Source organism: Pseudomonas sp. MTM4 (genome assembly GCF_019355055.1).
In the GTDB taxonomy this organism is placed as follows: domain Bacteria; phylum Pseudomonadota; class Gammaproteobacteria; order Pseudomonadales; family Pseudomonadaceae; genus Stutzerimonas.
In genome coordinates this window covers 229,643-246,797 of record NZ_CP048411.1, presented here as the reverse complement: position 1 = coordinate 246,797, position 17,155 = coordinate 229,643, and the positions used below count along the sequence as shown (strand labels likewise).

The window sequence follows — 17,155 nt, the reverse complement described above, 5'->3', positions numbered from 1 at the left end:
CTATCAGGCGCAACCGAGCACGTGCTATCAGGCGCATCACCCTCGTGCCATCGGGCGCACGAGTTTCTCTGCAAGCCACGGCTGGCGTGTCTTTCAGCCGCCCTTAACTTAACTAACTTAAAAGCTCTAACTTGTTATTGGGGCAGCGCCCGCTTGTGGACAGGGGCTGATCGACGCGGTTTGGCCGGGGAGATCCGGCCATGATCATCGCTCTGCTCAACCAGAAAGGCGGGGTGGGCAAGACCACCCTGGCCACACATATCGCCGGTGAGCTGGCCCTGCGCGGACAGAACGTCATCCTGCTCGATGCCGACCCGCAGGGCTCGGCCCTGGACTGGACGCAGCGGCGCAGCCAGCAGGGCTTGCCCAGACTGTTCAGCGCCGTCGGCCTGGCGCGCGAGACGCTGCACCAAGAAGCCCCGGAACTGGCTCTCCGCGCTGACCACGTGATCATCGACGGACCACCTCGCATCGCCGCCCTCGCCCGCTCGGCGTTGCTGGCGGCGGATCGCGCGTTGATCCCGGTGCAGCCCAGCCCCTACGACCTGTGGGCCAGTGCGGAGATGGTCAACCTGATCCGCGAGGCGCAGGTATTCAGGCCGACGCTGCGCGCGGCCTTTGCCATCAACCGCCGTGTCAGCACCACGGTGATCGGCCGCGAAGCGCGCGGTGCCTTGGCCGACCAACCGCTACCGGCGCTACAGGCCGAAGTACGCCAGCGCATCGTTTTCGCCGAGAGCGTGGCGGCCGGTCGCCTGGCACGTGAACTGGCACCGGACGGCGCCGCCGCACGCGAGGTCAGCAGCCTGGTCGACGAGCTGCTGAGGTGGTCGCAATGAGCGGCAAGCGCATCGGTATCGGTGCACGCCCACTGGCTGATCCGCAGGCCGAAACCTGGATACGCAAAGGCTCTGGAATCGACAGCGGCAAGGTCGAGCGCTATAGCGCCCGACTGACATTGGACGTTACACCGGCACTGCGCACGCGCATCAAGCTGGCGGCCTTCGACCGCGGAGTGACTATGGCGGAGATGCTGCGCGAAGTGCTGGAGCGGCAGTTTCCGGAGGCTACGTCATGACGCTGGGGGCTCGCAGCGCACGGTGGCCACTGGCACTACTTGCCGGCAGCCTGATTGCCCTTGGCTGGACAGCGATTGCGACCTCGCCACCACGGCTGGTCTACAACGCGTCCGACAGCGCGCCCTCCGGCTGGTACCGCATTTCGCCGGCCACCTCGTTGGTACCGGGCGATCTAGTACTGGTTCATCTGCCGCCGGAGGTGAGGTCGCTGGCAGCGCAGCGCGGCTACCTACCGGCGAACGTGCCACTGCTGAAGACAGTGGCGGCGATGGCGCCGCAACGGGTGTGCGCGATGGGCAGCCAGTTGCGCATCGATGGCGCTCTTGTGGCCAGGCGCTTGAGGTGGGATCGGCAGGGGCGCGAGCTGCCAACCTGGCAGGCCTGCCGGCGCCTTGTTGGCGATGAACTGCTTCTGCTCAGCAGCAACCCGGAGTCCTTCGACAGCCGCTACTTCGGCCTGGTTTCTGTCGACGCGGTGATCGGTCGGGCGCATCCCCTGTGGCTGGGGTCGCGTCGATGAACGGGGCTTCTCCGTATCGATCTGCCTGCCGACCGCATGCGCTCGACGTGCACGGTCGCGGGCCCCCTGGCTTTAGATTCTTTTGCCCTCGCCTGCCAGCCAGAGACTTTGGAGGTCGTCGTCCTCCTGATTACCCAACTCAGCAGCGCAAAGGCACGGTAAAAGCGGAGGGCAAGATAAAAGGGGGCGGCACTTCGTTGGCCCGGAAAGCAGTCTGCACGGGGGTTGGCTGTGACACGGCGCCTGCCTCGCCAGGTGCCGGAATCGTGTTCGCCCCGCAGTTGTGTTGGCCGGGAAGCGTGCCTGATACGCCGTACCACGATCAACTTGGAGGAGTCTAAACATGAGCAAGGGAAGCCGTCCTGACGACGAGTTGCGCTTTCGCCCGCAGCCGGGCAAGCCGCAGCAACGCGGACAACCCTTCGTCAACCAGGTGCTGCGCCAGGCCAACAAGGCCGGTACCGGCAAGCCACGCAAGACAGGCCACCAGCCCGGCGCCCGCCTCGGCCGCGGGCATGTCGCCGCCCGTTTCAGCGCGCAGCAACTGCCGTCCAACGCCCGCCGCGTCACCATCAAGACGCGCCTGGTAAACCTGCGCCAGGCTGGCAAGCGCTCGACGCTCAGCCACCTGCGCTACATCGAGCGCGACGGCGTCAATCGTGAGGGTGATCCGGGTCAGGCCTACGGGCCACTGACCGACCAGGCCGACCAGGCCGACCTCAATGCATTCGAGGAGCGCGGCAGGGACGATCGCCACCAGTTTCGCTTCATCGTCTCGCCCGAGGATGCCGAGCAACTCGACGACCTGCGCACCTACACCCGCCACCTGATGAGCCGGATGGAGGCCGACCTCGGGACGCGCCTCGACTGGGTAGCGGTCGACCACTGGAATACCGACAACCCGCATACCCACATCGTCCTGCGCGGCAAGGACGACACCGGCAAGGACCTGGTGATCGCCCGTGACTACATCGCCGAGGGCATGCGCAACCGAGCGTCGGAACTGGCCACCGAATGGCTCGGCCCGCGTACCGAACTGGAGATTCGGCAGAGCCTGCAGCGCGAGGTGCAGCAGGAGCGTTTCACCAGTCTGGATCGCACCCTGTTGCGTGAACGCCAAACTGACGTGCTCAGCCTGAAGGGGCTCGCCAACCATCCACGTAGGCAGTTGCTGATCGGTCGCCTGCAGCAACTACGGAAGTTTGAACTGGCCGATGAAGTTCGCCCCGGACAATGGCTCCTGCGGGACGACGCCGAGGCAACCCTGCGCGCCATGGGCGAGCGCGGCGATATCGTACGCACGATGCAGCGGGCCATGGGGGGCGCGCAGCGCGAGTTGACTGTCTTCCAGCCGGGCAAGGTTGGTCCCGAGGTAGCCGGCCGGATCGTCGCCAAGGGGCTGGCCGACGAGCTGCACGACCGCGGCTACCTGGTGGTCGACGGTCTCGACGGCAAGGCTCACTACCTGGCCCTGCCTGCCCGCGCGGAACTGGCCCACTACCCCATCGGTGGCGTGGTGGAAACGCGCAGCCTGAGCGAGCCGCGCACAGTAGACCGGTCGATTGCCGCGCTGGCTGCGGGCGGTATTTATCGCACCGATCATCATACGGCCCTGGCACGATCACAAGCAGTCGAAGGACAGGATCCCGAGACACTGGTCGAGCGTCATGTACGGCGACTGGAAGCGCTACGCCGGAGCGATATCGTCGAGCGGCTGGCCGAAGGCGTCTGGCGGGTACCGGCCGATCTGCCCGAGCAAGGCCGGCGGTATGATGCCCACCGTCTGGGCGACGTCGCCGTCGAGCTGCGCACGCCGTTGCCCCTCGGGCAGCAGGTGCGCGCCGTCGGCGCCACCTGGCTGGACCAGCAGTTGATCAGCGGCAACCGCGAACTGGTCGACCAAGGTTTTGGCAAGGAGGTGCGCGAAGCGTTGCGACAGCGCGCCGACTTCCTGGTGGAACAGGGCCTGGCCCAACGCCAGGACCAACGCGTGGTGCTCGCACGCAACCTGCTGGCCACCCTGCGCGGGCGGGAGCTGACCGCGGCGGCGCACGATATCTCGGTTCAGACGGGTATGCAGTACCGCCCAGCGGTTGAGGGCCAGCGAGTCAGCGGGATTTACCGGCGCAGCGTGCAGTTGGCCAGCGGCCGTTATGCCCTGCTCGACGATGGCATCGGCTTCAGCCTGGTGCCGTGGAAGCCAGTGATTGAGCAGCGACTCGGGCAGAGCGTATCGGCGCTGATCCAGAGCCACAGGGTGTCCTGGCAACTGGGTCGCCAGCGCGGGCCGTCGATTGGTTGAACAACCGGCGCCGGGGCTTATACCAGCGCCGGCTCCTGCAGCAGCCACTGCTCGAAGTCTCGGCTCTGCGGCATGCCTTCCTTGGCCGCGTAGTAGACCAGCCGCAGGTGGCGATCCTCGTCGATGGTCAGCGTGGTGTGCTCGAACACCACCTGGCCGACCGCCCCGATCTTCAGATGACGGATCCCCTGGCAAGGGCCGTGGATGTCCTGCTGCCGCCACCAGTCCCTGAAGTCCGGTGAGGCCTTCTCCAGGTCCTTCACCAGCGCGGCGATATCCGGATCCTGGGTGGCTCGCACGAAGTCACGGCGGAAGCTGGAGAGTATCTGCAGCGCCTGCTCCTCCCAGGGATTGAACAGCTCGCACATGGCCGGGTTGGTGAACAGCATCCACAGCAGGTTACGGCGGTCCGCCGGCACGACGGAAAAGCCGAACACCCGATCCGCTGCGGCGTTCCAGGCCAGCACATCCCAGCGCAGGTTGAGCACGTAGGTCGGACGTGACGGCAGATCCCCCATCAGGCGATGAATCAGCGCAGGCACCGTGCACCAGGTCTTGCCCGGCTCTGGCGGCAGTCGCTGGTGGGCGAGCAGGAACAGGTGGCGACGCTCGGTGGCATCCAGCTTGAGCGTGCGCGAGAGGTTGTCGAGGAAGGTCGCGGATACGCTGATGTCCCGTCCTTGTTCCAGCCAGGTGTACCAGGACAACCCTACTCCGGCCAGGGCTGCGACCTCCTCGCGGCGCAGCCCCGGCGTGCGCCGCCGAGTACCGGCGGGCAAACCCACCTCCTCCGGCGAAATACGTTCGCGGCGGCTACGCAGGAATTCTGCCAGCTCTACCCGAGTGCGTTCGGCTGTGCGAGGCGCGCTCATCCGGTTACCTCCAGTACTAGGATAAACAGTCAAATTGTAACCCCTATAAATCCCGAGAAGAATACCCCGACCTGGCCGCAAATACCCGTGCCAGGGCTCTTGCTTGATGAGGATCCACACAGAGACGTGTCATCAACTCGCTAAGGAGATAAACGGATGTACCAAGCACTTCTTCGGGAACAACTGGAGGCACTGAAGCTCTCCAACCAGTACCGCACCTTCACCACCCTCAGCCGCATCTGCGGCCAGTACCCGCTGGCCAAGCTGGATGGCCGTGAGCAAGAACCGGTGGTGGTCTGGTGCAGTAACGACTATCTCGGGATGTCGCAACATCCTGCAGTCCGCGAGCAAATGCATAACGCACTGGAAGCCTACGGTGCGGGCTCCGGCGGATCGCGCAATATCGGCGGTTCGCACGAGGTGTATTCCAGCCTGGAAGCTAGCCTGGCTGACTGGCACGGCAAGGAAGCGGCGCTGGTCTTCCCCACGGGTTTTGGCTCCAACGACGCCACCCTGCAGTGCCTGCTGCGGCGTATTCCCGATTGCGTGGTAATCAGTGACGAACTGAACCACGCCTCAATCGTCAACGGCATCCGCTCGACGCCCAACGAGCGCAAGATCTTCCGCCATAACGACGTTGAGCATCTGGAGCAGATCCTCGCCAGCTACCCGCATGGCCAGCCGAAGATCGTGGTGTTCGAGTCGGTCTACTCGATGGACGGCGATATCGCTCCCATCGCCGAGATTGTCGCGGTCGCCAAGCGCTACAACGCCCTCACCTACCTCGATGAGGTACACGCAGTAGGAAGGTATGGCCCACGTGGTGCCGGTATCGCCGCAGAACTGGGCGTAGCCGATCAGGTGGACATCATCCAGGGCACCATGGCCAAGGCCATTGGCGTGATCGGGGGCTATATCGCCTCGACCCAGGTGATCGTGGATGCCGTGCGCTCTTTCGCCGTGGGCTTCATCTTCACCACCTCGCTGCCGCCGGCGATCACTGCCGGCTGCCTGGCCAGTGTCGAGCATCTCAAGGCCAGCAGCCTCGAGCGTGATCAGTTGCATACCCAAACCGCCAAGCTGCGCGAGCGCCTCAAGCACCATGACGTGCCGGTGATGCCCTGCTCACAAACCCATGTACTGCCGGTGCTGGTAGGTGAAGCCAAGCGCTGCAAGGCGTCGGCCGAACGCCTGCTGCATAACCACGGTGTGTACCTGCAGCCGATCAACTATCCATCCGTGCCGGTAGGGACCGAGCGCTTCCGCGTCAACGCTACGCCGAATCACAGCGACGAGCAGATCGAGCATCTGGCGGTGTCGCTGCGCGAGACATTCGACCACTTCAGCATCCCGTTGGCATCCAAGGTTTTTGCTGCGGAGGTGGCCTGAGATGGAACAGTCCTTCCTCATCGTGCGCCCCGCGACCCAGGCCGACCTGGCCAGTCTGGTGGAGCTGCGCGCGTACCTGCTGGATGGCACCGCAGCCAGCTACTCGAGCAAGACGCCGGAAGACACGGCACGCTGGCGAACGGCCTACCGCGCCTGGCTGAGCAGCCGCTTGAACGACAGTGAGTGCGTGCAGATCCTGGCCGCCGAGCACAAGGAGACCGGCCAGGTGCTTGGCTGTGCGACCGCCATTATCGACCAGCGTGCACCGGCGCCGAGCTGCCTCAACGGCCTGTCCGGCTGGGTGCAATCGGTGGTGGTTGAACCACAGTGGCGAGGCCGCGGCATCGCCCGGCAACTTATGCAGCACCTAATGCGCTGGTTCGCCAACCACGACGTCGGCTGCGTGGTACTGCAGAGCACCGAGGCGGCCGGCACGCTCTACCAGACCCTGGGCTTCGCCGTCAGCGACGAGCGCCTGATGATCCGTCAGGAGGCCTCGGCATGAAGATCCTGATCATTGGTCTGGGCTATGCCGGCAACCGCTACCGCCGCGCCTTCGAGCATATCGCCACGAGCACCGGCCTGCCGCTGTCGCTGGCCTATGTCGGGCGCCGGCAGAAGGCGAACGAGCTGCCCTACTTCGACAGCGTCACCCGCGCACTGGATGCCTTCGCGCCGGACATCGTGGTGGTCAGCGTCAACGACCACAGCCATGCGCCCGTGCTCAAGCAGCTGTCCGGCTATCGGGGCTTCGTGCTCTGCGAGAAGCCGCTGGCCACGCCAGGTGACGACATGGACGAGTTGCTCGCCGCCCTGGAGCAGGTCGGCGGCTTTGCCCTGGATTTGGTAGAGCGCTATTCGGACGCAACCCAGCAGTTGCGCGATTGGGTCGAGCGCCATGACTGGCAGCTGGTTCGGGCCAGCTTCCACTGGGGCAAGGACCGCATCAACGACTATCGCCCCACCTGCGGCGTGACCAGCGAGGTAATCCATGCCCTGGATCTGGTCGGCTGGATCTGCCCGCGCGCTGGCCAGCTCAAGCTCGATGGTGTGCTCGGTGTGCGCTCGGACTTCTCGATCTCCGGCGCAGAGGTACTCGACACCGTGCAACTCACCGCCGCCCTGGGCGAAGTACGGGTCACCGGTTACGCCAGCTTCGTCAACATCGTGCGTCAGCGAACCGTGGATTTCAGCTTCGTCGACCGCGATGCCCGACTGATCCATGCGCGCCTGGTATTCGATACGCCGCGCTGGGATCACGACCAGTTGCGGATCTGGACGCGCAGCGCCAACGGCGCCGAGGAGTTGCTGCACGAGTTCGCCACAGCTCCCGACGAGCCAGGCCTGGACACCCTGCACAAGCTCTCGCGGCTGTGCCGACAGGTAGTGCGCGCCGTGGCGCTCAAGGAGCCACCCCGCCAGCCCTTCGCCGGCCTCGACACCGCCGCGGCGCTGCAGCGCCTGCTCAACGACATGGAAATCCATGCCCAAACCCCAGCACCGGCGCGCTACGTCCATGGCGAGACGCGCCTGCTGCTGGCCGAGGACAGCGACCTGGAAAGCCTCGGTTAACCCAATCACAAGGAGAACGACTATGTGCGGAATCGCTGGATGGCTGTCCTACAGCCAGAACCTGGAAACGCAACGCGACACCTTGCAGCGCATGACCGACACCATGGCCCTGCGCGGGCCGGATGCCGGCGGACTGTGGATCGACGGGCCGGTCGGCCTGGGCCATCGGCGCCTGTCGATCATCGATCTGGAGGGCGGCCGCCAACCGATGACGTCGATGCACGGCGGCCCGCGCGAGATCGCCGCGATCACTTACAGCGGCGAGGTCTACAACTTCCGCGAGCTGCGCACCGAACTGCAGCGACTCGGTCATGAGTTCAAAACCCGCAGCGACACCGAGGTGGTACTGCGCGCCTATGTCGAATGGGGCGAGGCCTTCGTCGAGCAGCTCAATGGCATGTATGCCTTTGCCATCTGGGATCTGCGCTCACAGGAGCTGCTGCTGATCCGCGACCGCATGGGCGTCAAGCCGCTGTACTACTTCCCCACCTCCGACGGCGTAGTGTTCGGCTCCGAGCCCAAGGCCCTGCTGGCCAACCCGCTGGTACCGCGCAAGGTGCGTGCCGATGGCCTGCGCGAGATCCTGGAGATGGTTAAGACACCGGGCCATGCCGTGTTCGACGGCATGCGCGAGGTGATGCCAGGTGAGATCGTGCGTATCAACCGCCAGGGCCTGGGCCGCCGCCACTACTGGAAGTTGGAGGCGCGCGAGCACGAACATACGCTGGACGAGACCATCCGCCATACCCGCGACCTGCTGGAGGACATCGTCGACCGCCAGATCGTCGCCGACGTACCGTTGTGCAGCCTGCTTTCCGGCGGGCTGGATTCCTCGATCATCACCGCTCTGGCGTCGAAGAAGCTGCTGGCTGCCGGCAAGGAGAACATCCGCTCCTTCTCTGTCGACTTCGTCGATCATGGCAGCGCCTTCACCGGCGACGCCGTGCGCGGCACCCCGGATGCGCCCTTCGTGCGCGACCTGGTGGAGATGATTCACTCCAGCCATCAGGAAATCGTCCTCGACAGTCGCGAGCTGGCCGATCCAGCGCTGCGTGCGCAGATCGTCCGCGCTTTGGATCTGCCACCAGCTTTCTGGGGCGACATGTGGCCGTCGCTCTACCGGCTGTTCCAGGAGGTGCGCAAGCACTCGACGGTGGCACTGTCCGGCGAGAGCGCGGATGAGGTGTTCGGCGGCTACCGCTGGTTCCACGACCCGGAGGCGATCCAGGCCGACACCTTCCCCTGGCTGGCCTCGGTCACCGGCAAGTACTTCGACGGCAAGACCCTGTTTGACCCGGGCCTGCTGGCCCAGCTCGACATGCACAGTTTTCTGCGCGACAGCTACACCCAGGCCATAGCCGAAGCGCCGGTACTGCCCGGCGAAAGCGCGGTCGACCAACGCATGCGGCAGATGAGCTACGTCAACCTGACCCGCTTTGTGCAGACCCTGCTCGACCGCAAGGATCGCATGAGCATGGCCGTCGGCCTCGAAGTGCGTGTGCCCTTCTGCGACCACCGCCTGGTCGAGTACGCCTTCAACATCCCCTGGGCGTTGAAGGCCTTCGACGGGCGAGAGAAAAGCATCTTGCGCGCGGCGACCCGCGACCTGCTGCCGGAGTCGATCAGCGCGCGGGTCAAGAGCCCCTACCCCTCGACCCAGGATCCGGCCTACGAGCAAGCGCTGCGTGACGCCCTGGCTGCCATCCAGGCGGATCGCAACGCGCCGGTCACGCCGCTGCTCGACAGCGCCCGTATCCAGCAAACCCTGGCCAAACCGCTCGGCAGTGTCTCGCCCATGTACGAGCGCATGGGCATGGAACTGGCGGTCGGCCTCAACACCTGGCTGAACGAGTACGACGTCAGCCTCGAACTCTAGCCCCAACCGGATGTGGCCCCGGTGCGGGGCCGCATCCCTCCGCTGTACCACCTACACGTTCCTGCAACGCAAGCGAGTCCGAGCATGCACACTCCCAACCAATCACCCATCTACCTCATAGCGCTGGGTGCCTTTGCCCTCGGCATGGCCTCCTATGTCACCGCCGGGCTGATCCCGATGATCGAGGCCTCGTTCGCGGTCTCCGTCGCGGTGGCCGCGCAGCTGGTTACCGCCTTCACCCTGGCCTACGGCCTGGGTTCGCCAATCTTCGTCGCCCTGACCCCAGCGCACCGTCAGCGCGCCGGCTTGCTGCTGGCCCTGGGCCTGTTCGTCATCGCCAACGCTGCCAGCGCGCTGGCCGAGAGCTTCACCGCGCTGATGGCCTGGCGGGCCATCGCCGGTATCGGCGCCGGCGTCTACCTGGCCATGGGTATTGGCGCCTCGGCCGCCGTGTCCATCCCCGAGCGCCGTGGCAAGGCCATCGCCATCATCATGGGCGGCATGGCCAGCGGCGTGGTGCTTGGCGTTCCGCTCAGCCTGCTGATTGCTGAACAGCTGGGCTGGCAAGCTGCCCTGTGGCTGGTCACCCTGCTCGGTCTGGTGGCCTTCTTCGGCCTGCTGCTGAAGCTCCCTTCCCTGCCGGCAGCCACTGCGACCACGCTGGGCGAGAAGCTGGCGATCCTCGGCGACAGCCATGTGCTGGTCATCCTGCTGGTGTCGCTGCTGGCCGCCATCGCCAGCCTGGGCATGTACACCTTCATCGCCCCGCTGCTGGCTGACCCGGCCTATGGTGCGGTGCGCTCGGTCACACCCTACCTGTGGGTCTGGGGCATCGGCGGCGTGCTGGGCAGCTTCCTGGTCGGCCCGCTGGTGGACCGCATCAGGGGCCCGGTGCTGACCTTCGCCATCATGCTGATCCTCGCCGTGTCGCTGTTCGTGCTGCCGCTGGCGGCAGCCCTCAACACCTGGCTGGTGATGCTGCCCATCGCCCTGTGGGGCGCCGTCGGCTGGGCGCTGCAGGTACCGCAGAACAACGAACTGATACTGGCGCGCCAGGCCCAGGGTGACGGCAACCTGGCCATCGCCCTGAACGAGTCGGCGCTCTACCTGGGCAGCGCCATCGGCGCCGCAGCCGGCGGCTTCGTGCTGCTGTTGCAGATGCCCACCTGGACCCTGGCCGCCAGTGCTGGTGGCGTCGCCGCACTGGGCGCGCTGCTGCAGATCATCACCCTGCGTCGCCAACCAAGCTTGAACGGCGACGTGCAAGGCGAAACTTACAACTGACGGAGGAAAGGCCGTGGAACTGCGCCACCTTCGCTGTTTCATCGCCGTTGCAGAAGAACTGCATTTTGCCCGCGCCGCCGCGCGCCTGCATATCGAGCAGTCGCCCTTGTCGCGGATCATCAAGGAACTGGAGTACCGCCTGGGCGTGCAACTGTTCGAGCGCACCACACGGCGCACGCGCCTGACCTGGGCCGGCAAGGTGCTCCTGGAAGAAGCCCGCCGGGTGCTCACCGTGGTCGACCAGGCCAAGGCCAGCGTCAAGAGCGCGGCGGCCGGCTACCGCGGGCGCATCCGCGTAGCGCTATCCGACGGCATACCCCAGGCACGTCTGGCCGCCCTGCTCGCCCAGTGCCGCGAAGAGGAGCCGGAGGTCGAGATCTGCCTGTCGGAGGTCACCTTCAGCGAGCAGGTCAGGGGCCTGAACGACGACCTGTTCGACATCGGGCTCGCACAGTCCGACGAGGTTGGCGATGGGCTGGTGGCCGAGCCGGTCTGGTTCGATGCACTGGTTGTGGCGGTGCCTGCCCGCCACCCGCTGCTGCGCTACCGGTGTGTGCCGCTTGAAGAGGTCGTACGCTACCCGTTGGTCCTTTGCGATCCACAAGTTTGCGAAGGTTTCTGGCAACAGCTGCAGCGGGTGCTGGGCGCCGTCGATACGCGACTGACCATCGCTGACCGCGTTCCCACCCTGGACCTGATGATGGCGCTGGTGTCGGCAGGATACGGGCTCGGCTTTTCCAGCCTGGCGCGCATCAACGAACTCAACAACCCGGACGTCGTGGCCCGGCCGCTGGCCGGCTGCACAACCATGTTGACCACTTACCTGATACGGCGCGAAGGCGAGCCGGCCGAGCAACTGGCACGGTTTATCGAGCGGGTAAGCCCCGCGGAAAGCCAGGAGCCGCTGGCAGATCACGCATCACAGAAGGAGATCGCTTGATCGCCTCGCAGCCCCCTCAGAAGAACGTCTGAGCGGCAGCACCGCAGTCCGCAACCATGGGTCTTCAACCTGTATGGCAAAGACGAACTTGATGACCTGAGCAACGACCAGCGCAGGCAGTGAAAGCGCTCCTTGAGAACCAAGAAAGCCATGACCAAACGCGATATTTTTTCTGAGCTGATCGAGGGGTTCGACGATCTGGCCGCAGCACGTGAAGGCAAGCGTACGCTGCGTAACCACAGGGTCGAATACAAGCCAATCGAACCCGCGAAAAAGTTGCGCAATCGTCACACTGCACGAAAAGCTGCAGATGTCCCAGGATGTGTTTGTCCAGGCCATTCAAGCCAAGCCTGCGACCCTCAAAAACCGGGAACAGAACCGTTCAAAGCCTAACCACCAGATTACCGTTCTGATCCGTATTTTGAGCAGGCATCCAGATGCTCATACGCGAGCGGGCATAGATAGGAAATTCAGAGTTTCCGCACTGGCCATAACTCTTCCACAGGTAGTAATGCTGGAAAGCTACACGGCTCTGGCTCTGAAGGCGGTACGAATGTTAAACCAAGGCCATTCTCCGTAGCGGCCGGCAGTTTTCGGCCAGAAGCGGGCATTGCGGGTCGAAGTTCTTGTATTCGGGGACTGGGGCTGGGGACGGGCGAAAGAGACCGAAGTAGGTCCTGCACATCGCTAGTGTGCGGCCTTTGCTGTAGCGGTTCCCGGTGCGACCAACGTCAACGGCTTTGACAGCCCATGACGTGCGACCGGGATATCGCCCCTCCAAAGACCCAAGGTACTCTCTAGCGAACACCGCCCGAGGGGCACTCCTCTCAAGATATCTGAGGATCGCCTTGCACCTCCAGAGATTGCATCGCCTTGCTGCTCAACAGCATCTGTTTTGAGGCAAGCTCGTTTACCTCAACGTAGTGACGAAGCTTGGTTGGGGTCATGCTTACCCCAGTCTCGTCGCGGACCACCCGGACAATCGTGTCATAGCTGTAGTTGCGTTTGAGCAGGGTTTGTACGCGCGCCAGATTCAGCTCGCGGTAGAACGGGGAATGGATTGCCATGGATCGCCTCTTAGTCGTGTTCCTGTACCGGTCGCGTAATTGCCCCGGTTGAGAAGACGATACAAATCCGGCACATTCGGCCACCACCCCAAAATGGGAAACCCGATTTTCAGGGCAGCCAGCTCATGCCTAGTCCGAACCATAAGCCTTCCGAACTCTTCGTCATGGACCAGCTAGAGCGGATCTTCCTGCTTGAGATTGCTCAACAAAAGGCCAGGCGAGAGGAGCCAGAAGAGTTTGCTGAGCTCTGCTTGCTCCGCGAGGAGCTACAGCTCTTCTTCGAGAACAATCCTGATTCAGATATGGAGGTGCTGGAAAACGGACCCGATATCGTTTTTGACGCAGTTGAAAGGGAGGTTGATATCGAGCTGCAGGTCAACCTGAGTGGCGTTGATCACATCGAATTTCACTGCGGGTCCGTCAATAATGCCCTGGAGATTTTCGGAAAAAGGATCTCTGACGTCGGCCAGTCTCTCAGACTCTCACGTGGGTTTCGATTGGCAGACTTCTCACACGTAAATTCGATGATTGAGCTGGCGGACTGGTGGTACTTCATCACTGATGATGACGTGCGCAAGGAGTCCAAGTGGGAAGGAACCATAGGGACAGTCAGCAAGCCTCTTCAGGATGCCAATTGTCCGGAAATGAAGGTCATCAAAACAGCGCCGATCTGCCCCGCGAGGGTACCCATCCGATTGGGGGGGGCACCTCCTTTCACCATTATTGATACCCAGCAAACCGCGGTGATGATCGACGATTGGCCAGTTCAGGATGCTCTGGTAATCGTGCTTGACCGTAATGCTCCGATGCCACCACTCAATACCCTACGTTTCGAACTGGCGCGTCGTATGAACTCCATCAAGTTGGAAAAGGACTGGACCGACCTGATTGAGGGGCGAGTTCCTTCTGAAGGACGCCGGGAAGAGATGGACTTCAGCTGGCTTCTTCCACCGACGAAAGACCTTGTATTGGCAACAGGGCCAAAGGCCATTGAGATGATGCTTCGAGGTCTAAGCTGTCTTGCCAATCGCGCTGTCTGTAAGTCACACCATGATGCGATTGAGAAGACAATGAAGGATCTCGAGGCTGTGGAGCCTGAAGTGACGTACGAGAAGGTCGAGTACGCCTATTCGTTGGCTCGCAAGCGTTGCGATGGTTATCACCTGGGGTTGTTGTCCTGGCTGAGAGAGGCGTAATGGAGAATTGGCGGAGAGGTTTAGCACTACTGCTTCTGGCCGATTGAATCGCCCCGGGTTTAAGTCTCGGGCACGACCCTTACGTCAACCGAGAGGCGTTCTGCCAGCTCAGCGAGTTGAGTGGGGAGATCTCTTGGATCACAAGCACAGCATGAGCATCGAGCGCTCTTTGCCAGGCGATGCAAACCGCGCGGTATTTGAAGCATTGATAGATGCCGCGAGAGAGGTCATGCCCATTCATCCGTGCCGACTGGATCAGGCTCATGATTGCCGCCGCCCGCTTGCCGCTGCGCAGTGACCCTGCGAAGAGCTAGTTCGAACGCCCAAGCGCCCACGGCCGGATCTGGTTCTCGACCGCATTCTTGTCGATGGGCACAGCACCATCATCTAGGTAGCGCGTCTGCGCTACCCCGCGTTTTAAGCTGTTATCCAGTGCCTTGGCCGTGGCCGATCCTTCAGGTACGCACTTATTTTATCCTCCTTCCTTGATTTCCAATTTATCGACCTTACTTGACATCAAAGAGCTAACGCGCATCAGTGTTCCTGATGTTTCAAGGAGGATTCGTGGAAAAACAAGGAAAAGCCAATATTGCCAGCGGTCGCTACGACACCGACGAAGTGACAAAGCGTGTCGTGTGGACTCAGGCTGCAGGCCATTGTGAGCTGTGCGGCACCGACCTCATGTATGACTATCGTGCAGGTAAGCCCATGAAATGGGGCGAGGTAGCCCACATCCTGCCAGCTAGCCCCAAGGGCCCACGGGGTCGATCTGACCATGACGAAGCCAAGGCTGCGTCGCTTACCAACGACCCAGCCAATCTCATGCTTCTCTGCCCTGGTTGCCATGACAAAATCGATCGGGATGCTGATGGATATCCGGAAAGCGATCTTAGCGGCCTGCACCAAGCATACCTGGAGCGAGTCCGGCTGGCGGCAACCACTCCTGACGGTGGAAGAGCGATTCCAGTAATTGTTCAAAGCCAGCATTTCGCAACGAACAACGACATCCCCGTCCGTGACCTGTTGGTGGCAATGTCCTCAGAGGGACTGACTGCATTCGATCATCCTATCAAGATCACTTTTCCTGCCCCGAGCCATCGTGGCAGGGATGCCCACTATTGGCAGAGCATTAGGGACAACATTCAGCACGAATTAGAGCAGCAGCTAAAGCGCCGCGGAGGAGCCTATGGTGATGCTCCTGCGCTGGCCGTAGTGGGCGTAGCTGACATCCCAGCGCTGATCATGCTGGGGCAGTCCTTAGGAGATCGATCCAAGCGCCTGCTTTTCTCGTTCAACCGCGAACACCAGCTACGTTGGCCTGACCAGTCAGCCGAACCTCCCAAGTTTGTGTTCACCCCGCCCTCGGATGGAGAAGGCCCGCTGGCTTTGGTGTTGTCTATCTCCGCGCAAGTCCCAGCTCGCGATGTCGAAGAGGCACTACCTGGTGCGCGTATCGCTGAGCTGAGCATCCCAGTGCCCAGCTATGCGATGGTTCAGAACCGTCGCGTGATACACGCGTTTCGCGACGCTCTACAAACGCACTTGAGCCGGCTTGAGGCCATGACTGCAGACACGATCCATGTGTTCGCGGCGATTCCCGCTGCTTTGGCAATTGAGTTCGGGGCCTTGCTTACTACGCAACACCAACACGCTTACCTGATTTTCGATCGAGATAAGGACAACCAAAACAGGTTCACGCCAACACTACAGTTGGGCCACCAAGCCCAGGAGGTTCGTTGATGTCCATGAGCAATGAACAGACCAAGCGCGGAAGCTGGGAGCACTTTCTGCTCCGCGCTGCGAAGGAGATCTCACTGTCCGAAGCACAGTACGAGAAGATCAACGACCGATACTCCCAGCTTGAGAAGATCCTCAACGCTTCCGACAATCCACTATTGGCGGAGGCGCACATTTTTGTTCAAGGCTCCATGCGCCTGAAGACAACGATCAAACCCGTTTCTGGCGCCCCAGAGGATCTGGACACCATCGACGCGGACGCCATTATTTGGCTCCCTCATGCCCAGGGTGCTGGAGTTCGAGAGGTTCTGGATGCCATTGAGGAACGCTTCAAGGCTGGCAGCCGTGTCCAGGAGGAAATCAAGCAACTACGCCGAGGCATCCGGATTATCTATGCTGACGAAAACCCTGGATTCCACATCGATGTCACGCCAGCGCGAGCCATCAATGGGAATTTTCAAGGCAATGGCGAAGGTAAGCTGGAGGTACCCGATCGGGAGACTGGGTGGAAGGCGAGTAGCCCGATCCCCTACTCAAAATGGTTGCAGGTCGCGTCAACGCAAACCATTTCCTTGGCGGAACATATGGCTGTCGCGAAAAACCAGCGCGCTTTTGATGCCGCCACTCAGGATCCGCTGCCGCAGTATCAGGACTATCTCGATCAAGACCCACTTCGGGCAACGATCAAGCTGCTGAAGCGACATCGGGATGAGTGGGCCATCCGCACCAAAAATACGGATCATCGTCCGATTTCGGCAGTTATCACCACTCTCGCTACCCACGCCTACCTTGATGTGGCGAAAGAGTCCCAGTCGACGCCGCTAAGGCCGCTAGATGCCATCCTCGAAATCGTGCGAAGGATGCCGGATCACGTTAAGTACCGGGGCAACGAATGCCAGGTTTGCAACCCGGCAGATAGCGGCGAAAACTTCGCTGAAAAATGGAATAGGCCGCTCGATGGACATCGCTACCGCCGGGCATTCCAGGAGTGGCACGAGAATGCCAGCGTATCGGTCTCGCTGGGACTTGAAAGCTTCGAGTCCGCAGAAGCGTTTGCCAAAGCAGTGAATGAAAACTTCGGCATTGGCCCTACCTTCATTTCGGCAGTGAATAGCGAAATTCCGCCCAACTGGACGATGCCTGGCCGGCCTGATGGCACCACCCGAAACGCCACGTTAATGGGCACCATGTTTGGCGGCGTGAGCGGGACTGCGAGTTCTCAAGAGGATGTGAAGCCAGTTGGGCGTCTTGGTTGATCAGACGGATACGTCTCTGCAGCGTGGTATAGCCGCGCTGCGAGGTGCTCTTGGCGAAGATGCCG

At 62.4% G+C, this 17,155-nt stretch carries 16 protein-coding genes and 1 pseudogene; 14 read left to right on the top strand and 3 right to left on the bottom strand.

The window, feature by feature from the left end:
• The first annotated feature begins 200 nt into the window (after nucleotides 1-200).
• The 4 genes from parA to GYM54_RS01215 all read left to right on the top strand — a co-directional run bounded on the left by parA (nucleotide 201) and on the right by GYM54_RS01215 (nucleotide 3,901).
• Nucleotides 201-839: a ParA family partition ATPase gene (parA, locus tag GYM54_RS01230; protein WP_197444657.1), complete on the top strand. Its 639-nt coding sequence runs from the start codon at nucleotides 201-203 to the stop codon at nucleotides 837-839.
• Nucleotides 836-1,078, top strand: coding sequence for a hypothetical protein (locus tag GYM54_RS01225; protein ID WP_197444656.1), 243 nt, complete (start codon nucleotides 836-838; stop codon nucleotides 1,076-1,078). Before parA ends, GYM54_RS01225 begins: the two co-directional genes overlap by 4 nt.
• The gene (locus GYM54_RS01220; RefSeq protein WP_197444655.1) at nucleotides 1,075-1,599 is read left to right on the top strand and encodes a S26 family signal peptidase; all 525 of its coding nucleotides are present in this window, start codon (nucleotides 1,075-1,077) and stop codon (nucleotides 1,597-1,599) included. The genes GYM54_RS01225 and GYM54_RS01220 overlap by 4 nt, the downstream gene beginning before the upstream one ends.
• Before the next feature lie 343 nt (nucleotides 1,600-1,942).
• Nucleotides 1,943-3,901 (top strand): relaxase/mobilization nuclease and DUF3363 domain-containing protein, encoded by a 1,959-nt coding sequence (locus GYM54_RS01215; RefSeq protein WP_197444654.1) that lies wholly within the window; start codon nucleotides 1,943-1,945, stop codon nucleotides 3,899-3,901.
• Nucleotides 3,902-3,918: 17 nt separating this feature from the next.
• On the opposite strand, the gene GYM54_RS01210 is transcribed toward GYM54_RS01215, so the two are convergent.
• Complete coding sequence (locus GYM54_RS01210) at nucleotides 3,919-4,773, bottom strand: helix-turn-helix transcriptional regulator (RefSeq protein ID WP_197444653.1); 855 nt, start codon at nucleotides 4,771-4,773, stop codon at nucleotides 3,919-3,921.
• 156 nt (nucleotides 4,774-4,929) lie between these two features.
• Between GYM54_RS01210 and hemA the strand changes: the two genes are divergently transcribed.
• From hemA to GYM54_RS01175, 7 genes are all read left to right on the top strand, one after another.
• Nucleotides 4,930-6,162 carry a 5-aminolevulinate synthase gene (gene hemA / locus GYM54_RS01205; RefSeq protein WP_197444652.1) on the top strand — a complete coding sequence of 411 codons (1,233 nt, stop codon included), beginning with the start codon at nucleotides 4,930-4,932 and terminating at the stop codon, nucleotides 6,160-6,162.
• A 1-nt stretch (nucleotide 6,163) separates the two neighbouring features.
• Nucleotides 6,164-6,667 carry a GNAT family N-acetyltransferase gene (locus tag GYM54_RS01200; RefSeq protein ID WP_197444651.1) on the top strand — a complete coding sequence of 168 codons (504 nt, stop codon included), beginning with the start codon at nucleotides 6,164-6,166 and terminating at the stop codon, nucleotides 6,665-6,667.
• Nucleotides 6,664-7,734 (top strand): Gfo/Idh/MocA family oxidoreductase, encoded by a 1,071-nt coding sequence (locus tag GYM54_RS01195; protein WP_197444650.1) that lies wholly within the window; start codon nucleotides 6,664-6,666, stop codon nucleotides 7,732-7,734. The genes GYM54_RS01200 and GYM54_RS01195 overlap by 4 nt, the downstream gene beginning before the upstream one ends.
• Before the next feature lie 22 nt (nucleotides 7,735-7,756).
• Nucleotides 7,757-9,610: an asparagine synthase (glutamine-hydrolyzing) gene (gene asnB, locus GYM54_RS01190; RefSeq protein WP_197444649.1), complete on the top strand. Its 1,854-nt coding sequence runs from the start codon at nucleotides 7,757-7,759 to the stop codon at nucleotides 9,608-9,610.
• A gap of 84 nt (nucleotides 9,611-9,694) precedes the next feature.
• Nucleotides 9,695-10,894 carry an MFS transporter gene (locus tag GYM54_RS01185; protein WP_197444648.1) on the top strand — a complete coding sequence of 400 codons (1,200 nt, stop codon included), beginning with the start codon at nucleotides 9,695-9,697 and terminating at the stop codon, nucleotides 10,892-10,894.
• Nucleotides 10,895-10,907: 13 nt separating this feature from the next.
• The gene (locus GYM54_RS01180; RefSeq protein WP_197444647.1) at nucleotides 10,908-11,834 is read left to right on the top strand and encodes a LysR family transcriptional regulator; all 927 of its coding nucleotides are present in this window, start codon (nucleotides 10,908-10,910) and stop codon (nucleotides 11,832-11,834) included.
• Nucleotides 11,835-11,984: 150 nt separating this feature from the next.
• Nucleotides 11,985-12,227, top strand: coding sequence for a hypothetical protein (locus GYM54_RS01175; RefSeq protein ID WP_231752133.1), 243 nt, complete (start codon nucleotides 11,985-11,987; stop codon nucleotides 12,225-12,227).
• Nucleotides 12,228-12,661: 434 nt separating this feature from the next.
• Here GYM54_RS01175 and GYM54_RS01170 read toward each other — a convergent pair whose 3' ends face one another.
• On the bottom strand, nucleotides 12,662-12,901 hold the full coding sequence (locus tag GYM54_RS01170) for a hypothetical protein (RefSeq protein WP_197444646.1): 240 nt from the start codon (nucleotides 12,899-12,901) through the stop codon (nucleotides 12,662-12,664).
• Nucleotides 12,902-13,065: 164 nt separating this feature from the next.
• On the opposite strand from GYM54_RS01170, the gene GYM54_RS01165 reads away from it, so the two are divergent.
• On the top strand, nucleotides 13,066-14,097 hold the full coding sequence (locus GYM54_RS01165; protein ID WP_197444645.1) for a hypothetical protein: 1,032 nt from the start codon (nucleotides 13,066-13,068) through the stop codon (nucleotides 14,095-14,097).
• Nucleotides 14,098-14,323: 226 nt separating this feature from the next.
• Here the strand turns inward: GYM54_RS01165 and GYM54_RS01160 are convergent.
• Nucleotides 14,324-14,560, bottom strand: a pseudogene (locus GYM54_RS01160) (transposase); the annotation flags it as partial.
• An 83-nt stretch (nucleotides 14,561-14,643) separates the two neighbouring features.
• Here GYM54_RS01160 and GYM54_RS01155 point away from each other — a divergent pair.
• Both GYM54_RS01155 and GYM54_RS01150 read left to right on the top strand, forming a co-directional pair.
• Complete coding sequence (locus GYM54_RS01155) at nucleotides 14,644-15,837, top strand: SAVED domain-containing protein (RefSeq protein WP_197444784.1); 1,194 nt, start codon at nucleotides 14,644-14,646, stop codon at nucleotides 15,835-15,837.
• The gene (locus GYM54_RS01150) at nucleotides 15,837-17,090 is read left to right on the top strand and encodes a nucleotidyltransferase (RefSeq protein ID WP_197444644.1); all 1,254 of its coding nucleotides are present in this window, start codon (nucleotides 15,837-15,839) and stop codon (nucleotides 17,088-17,090) included. Before GYM54_RS01155 ends, GYM54_RS01150 begins: the two co-directional genes overlap by 1 nt.
• Nucleotides 17,091-17,155 lie beyond the last annotated feature (65 nt).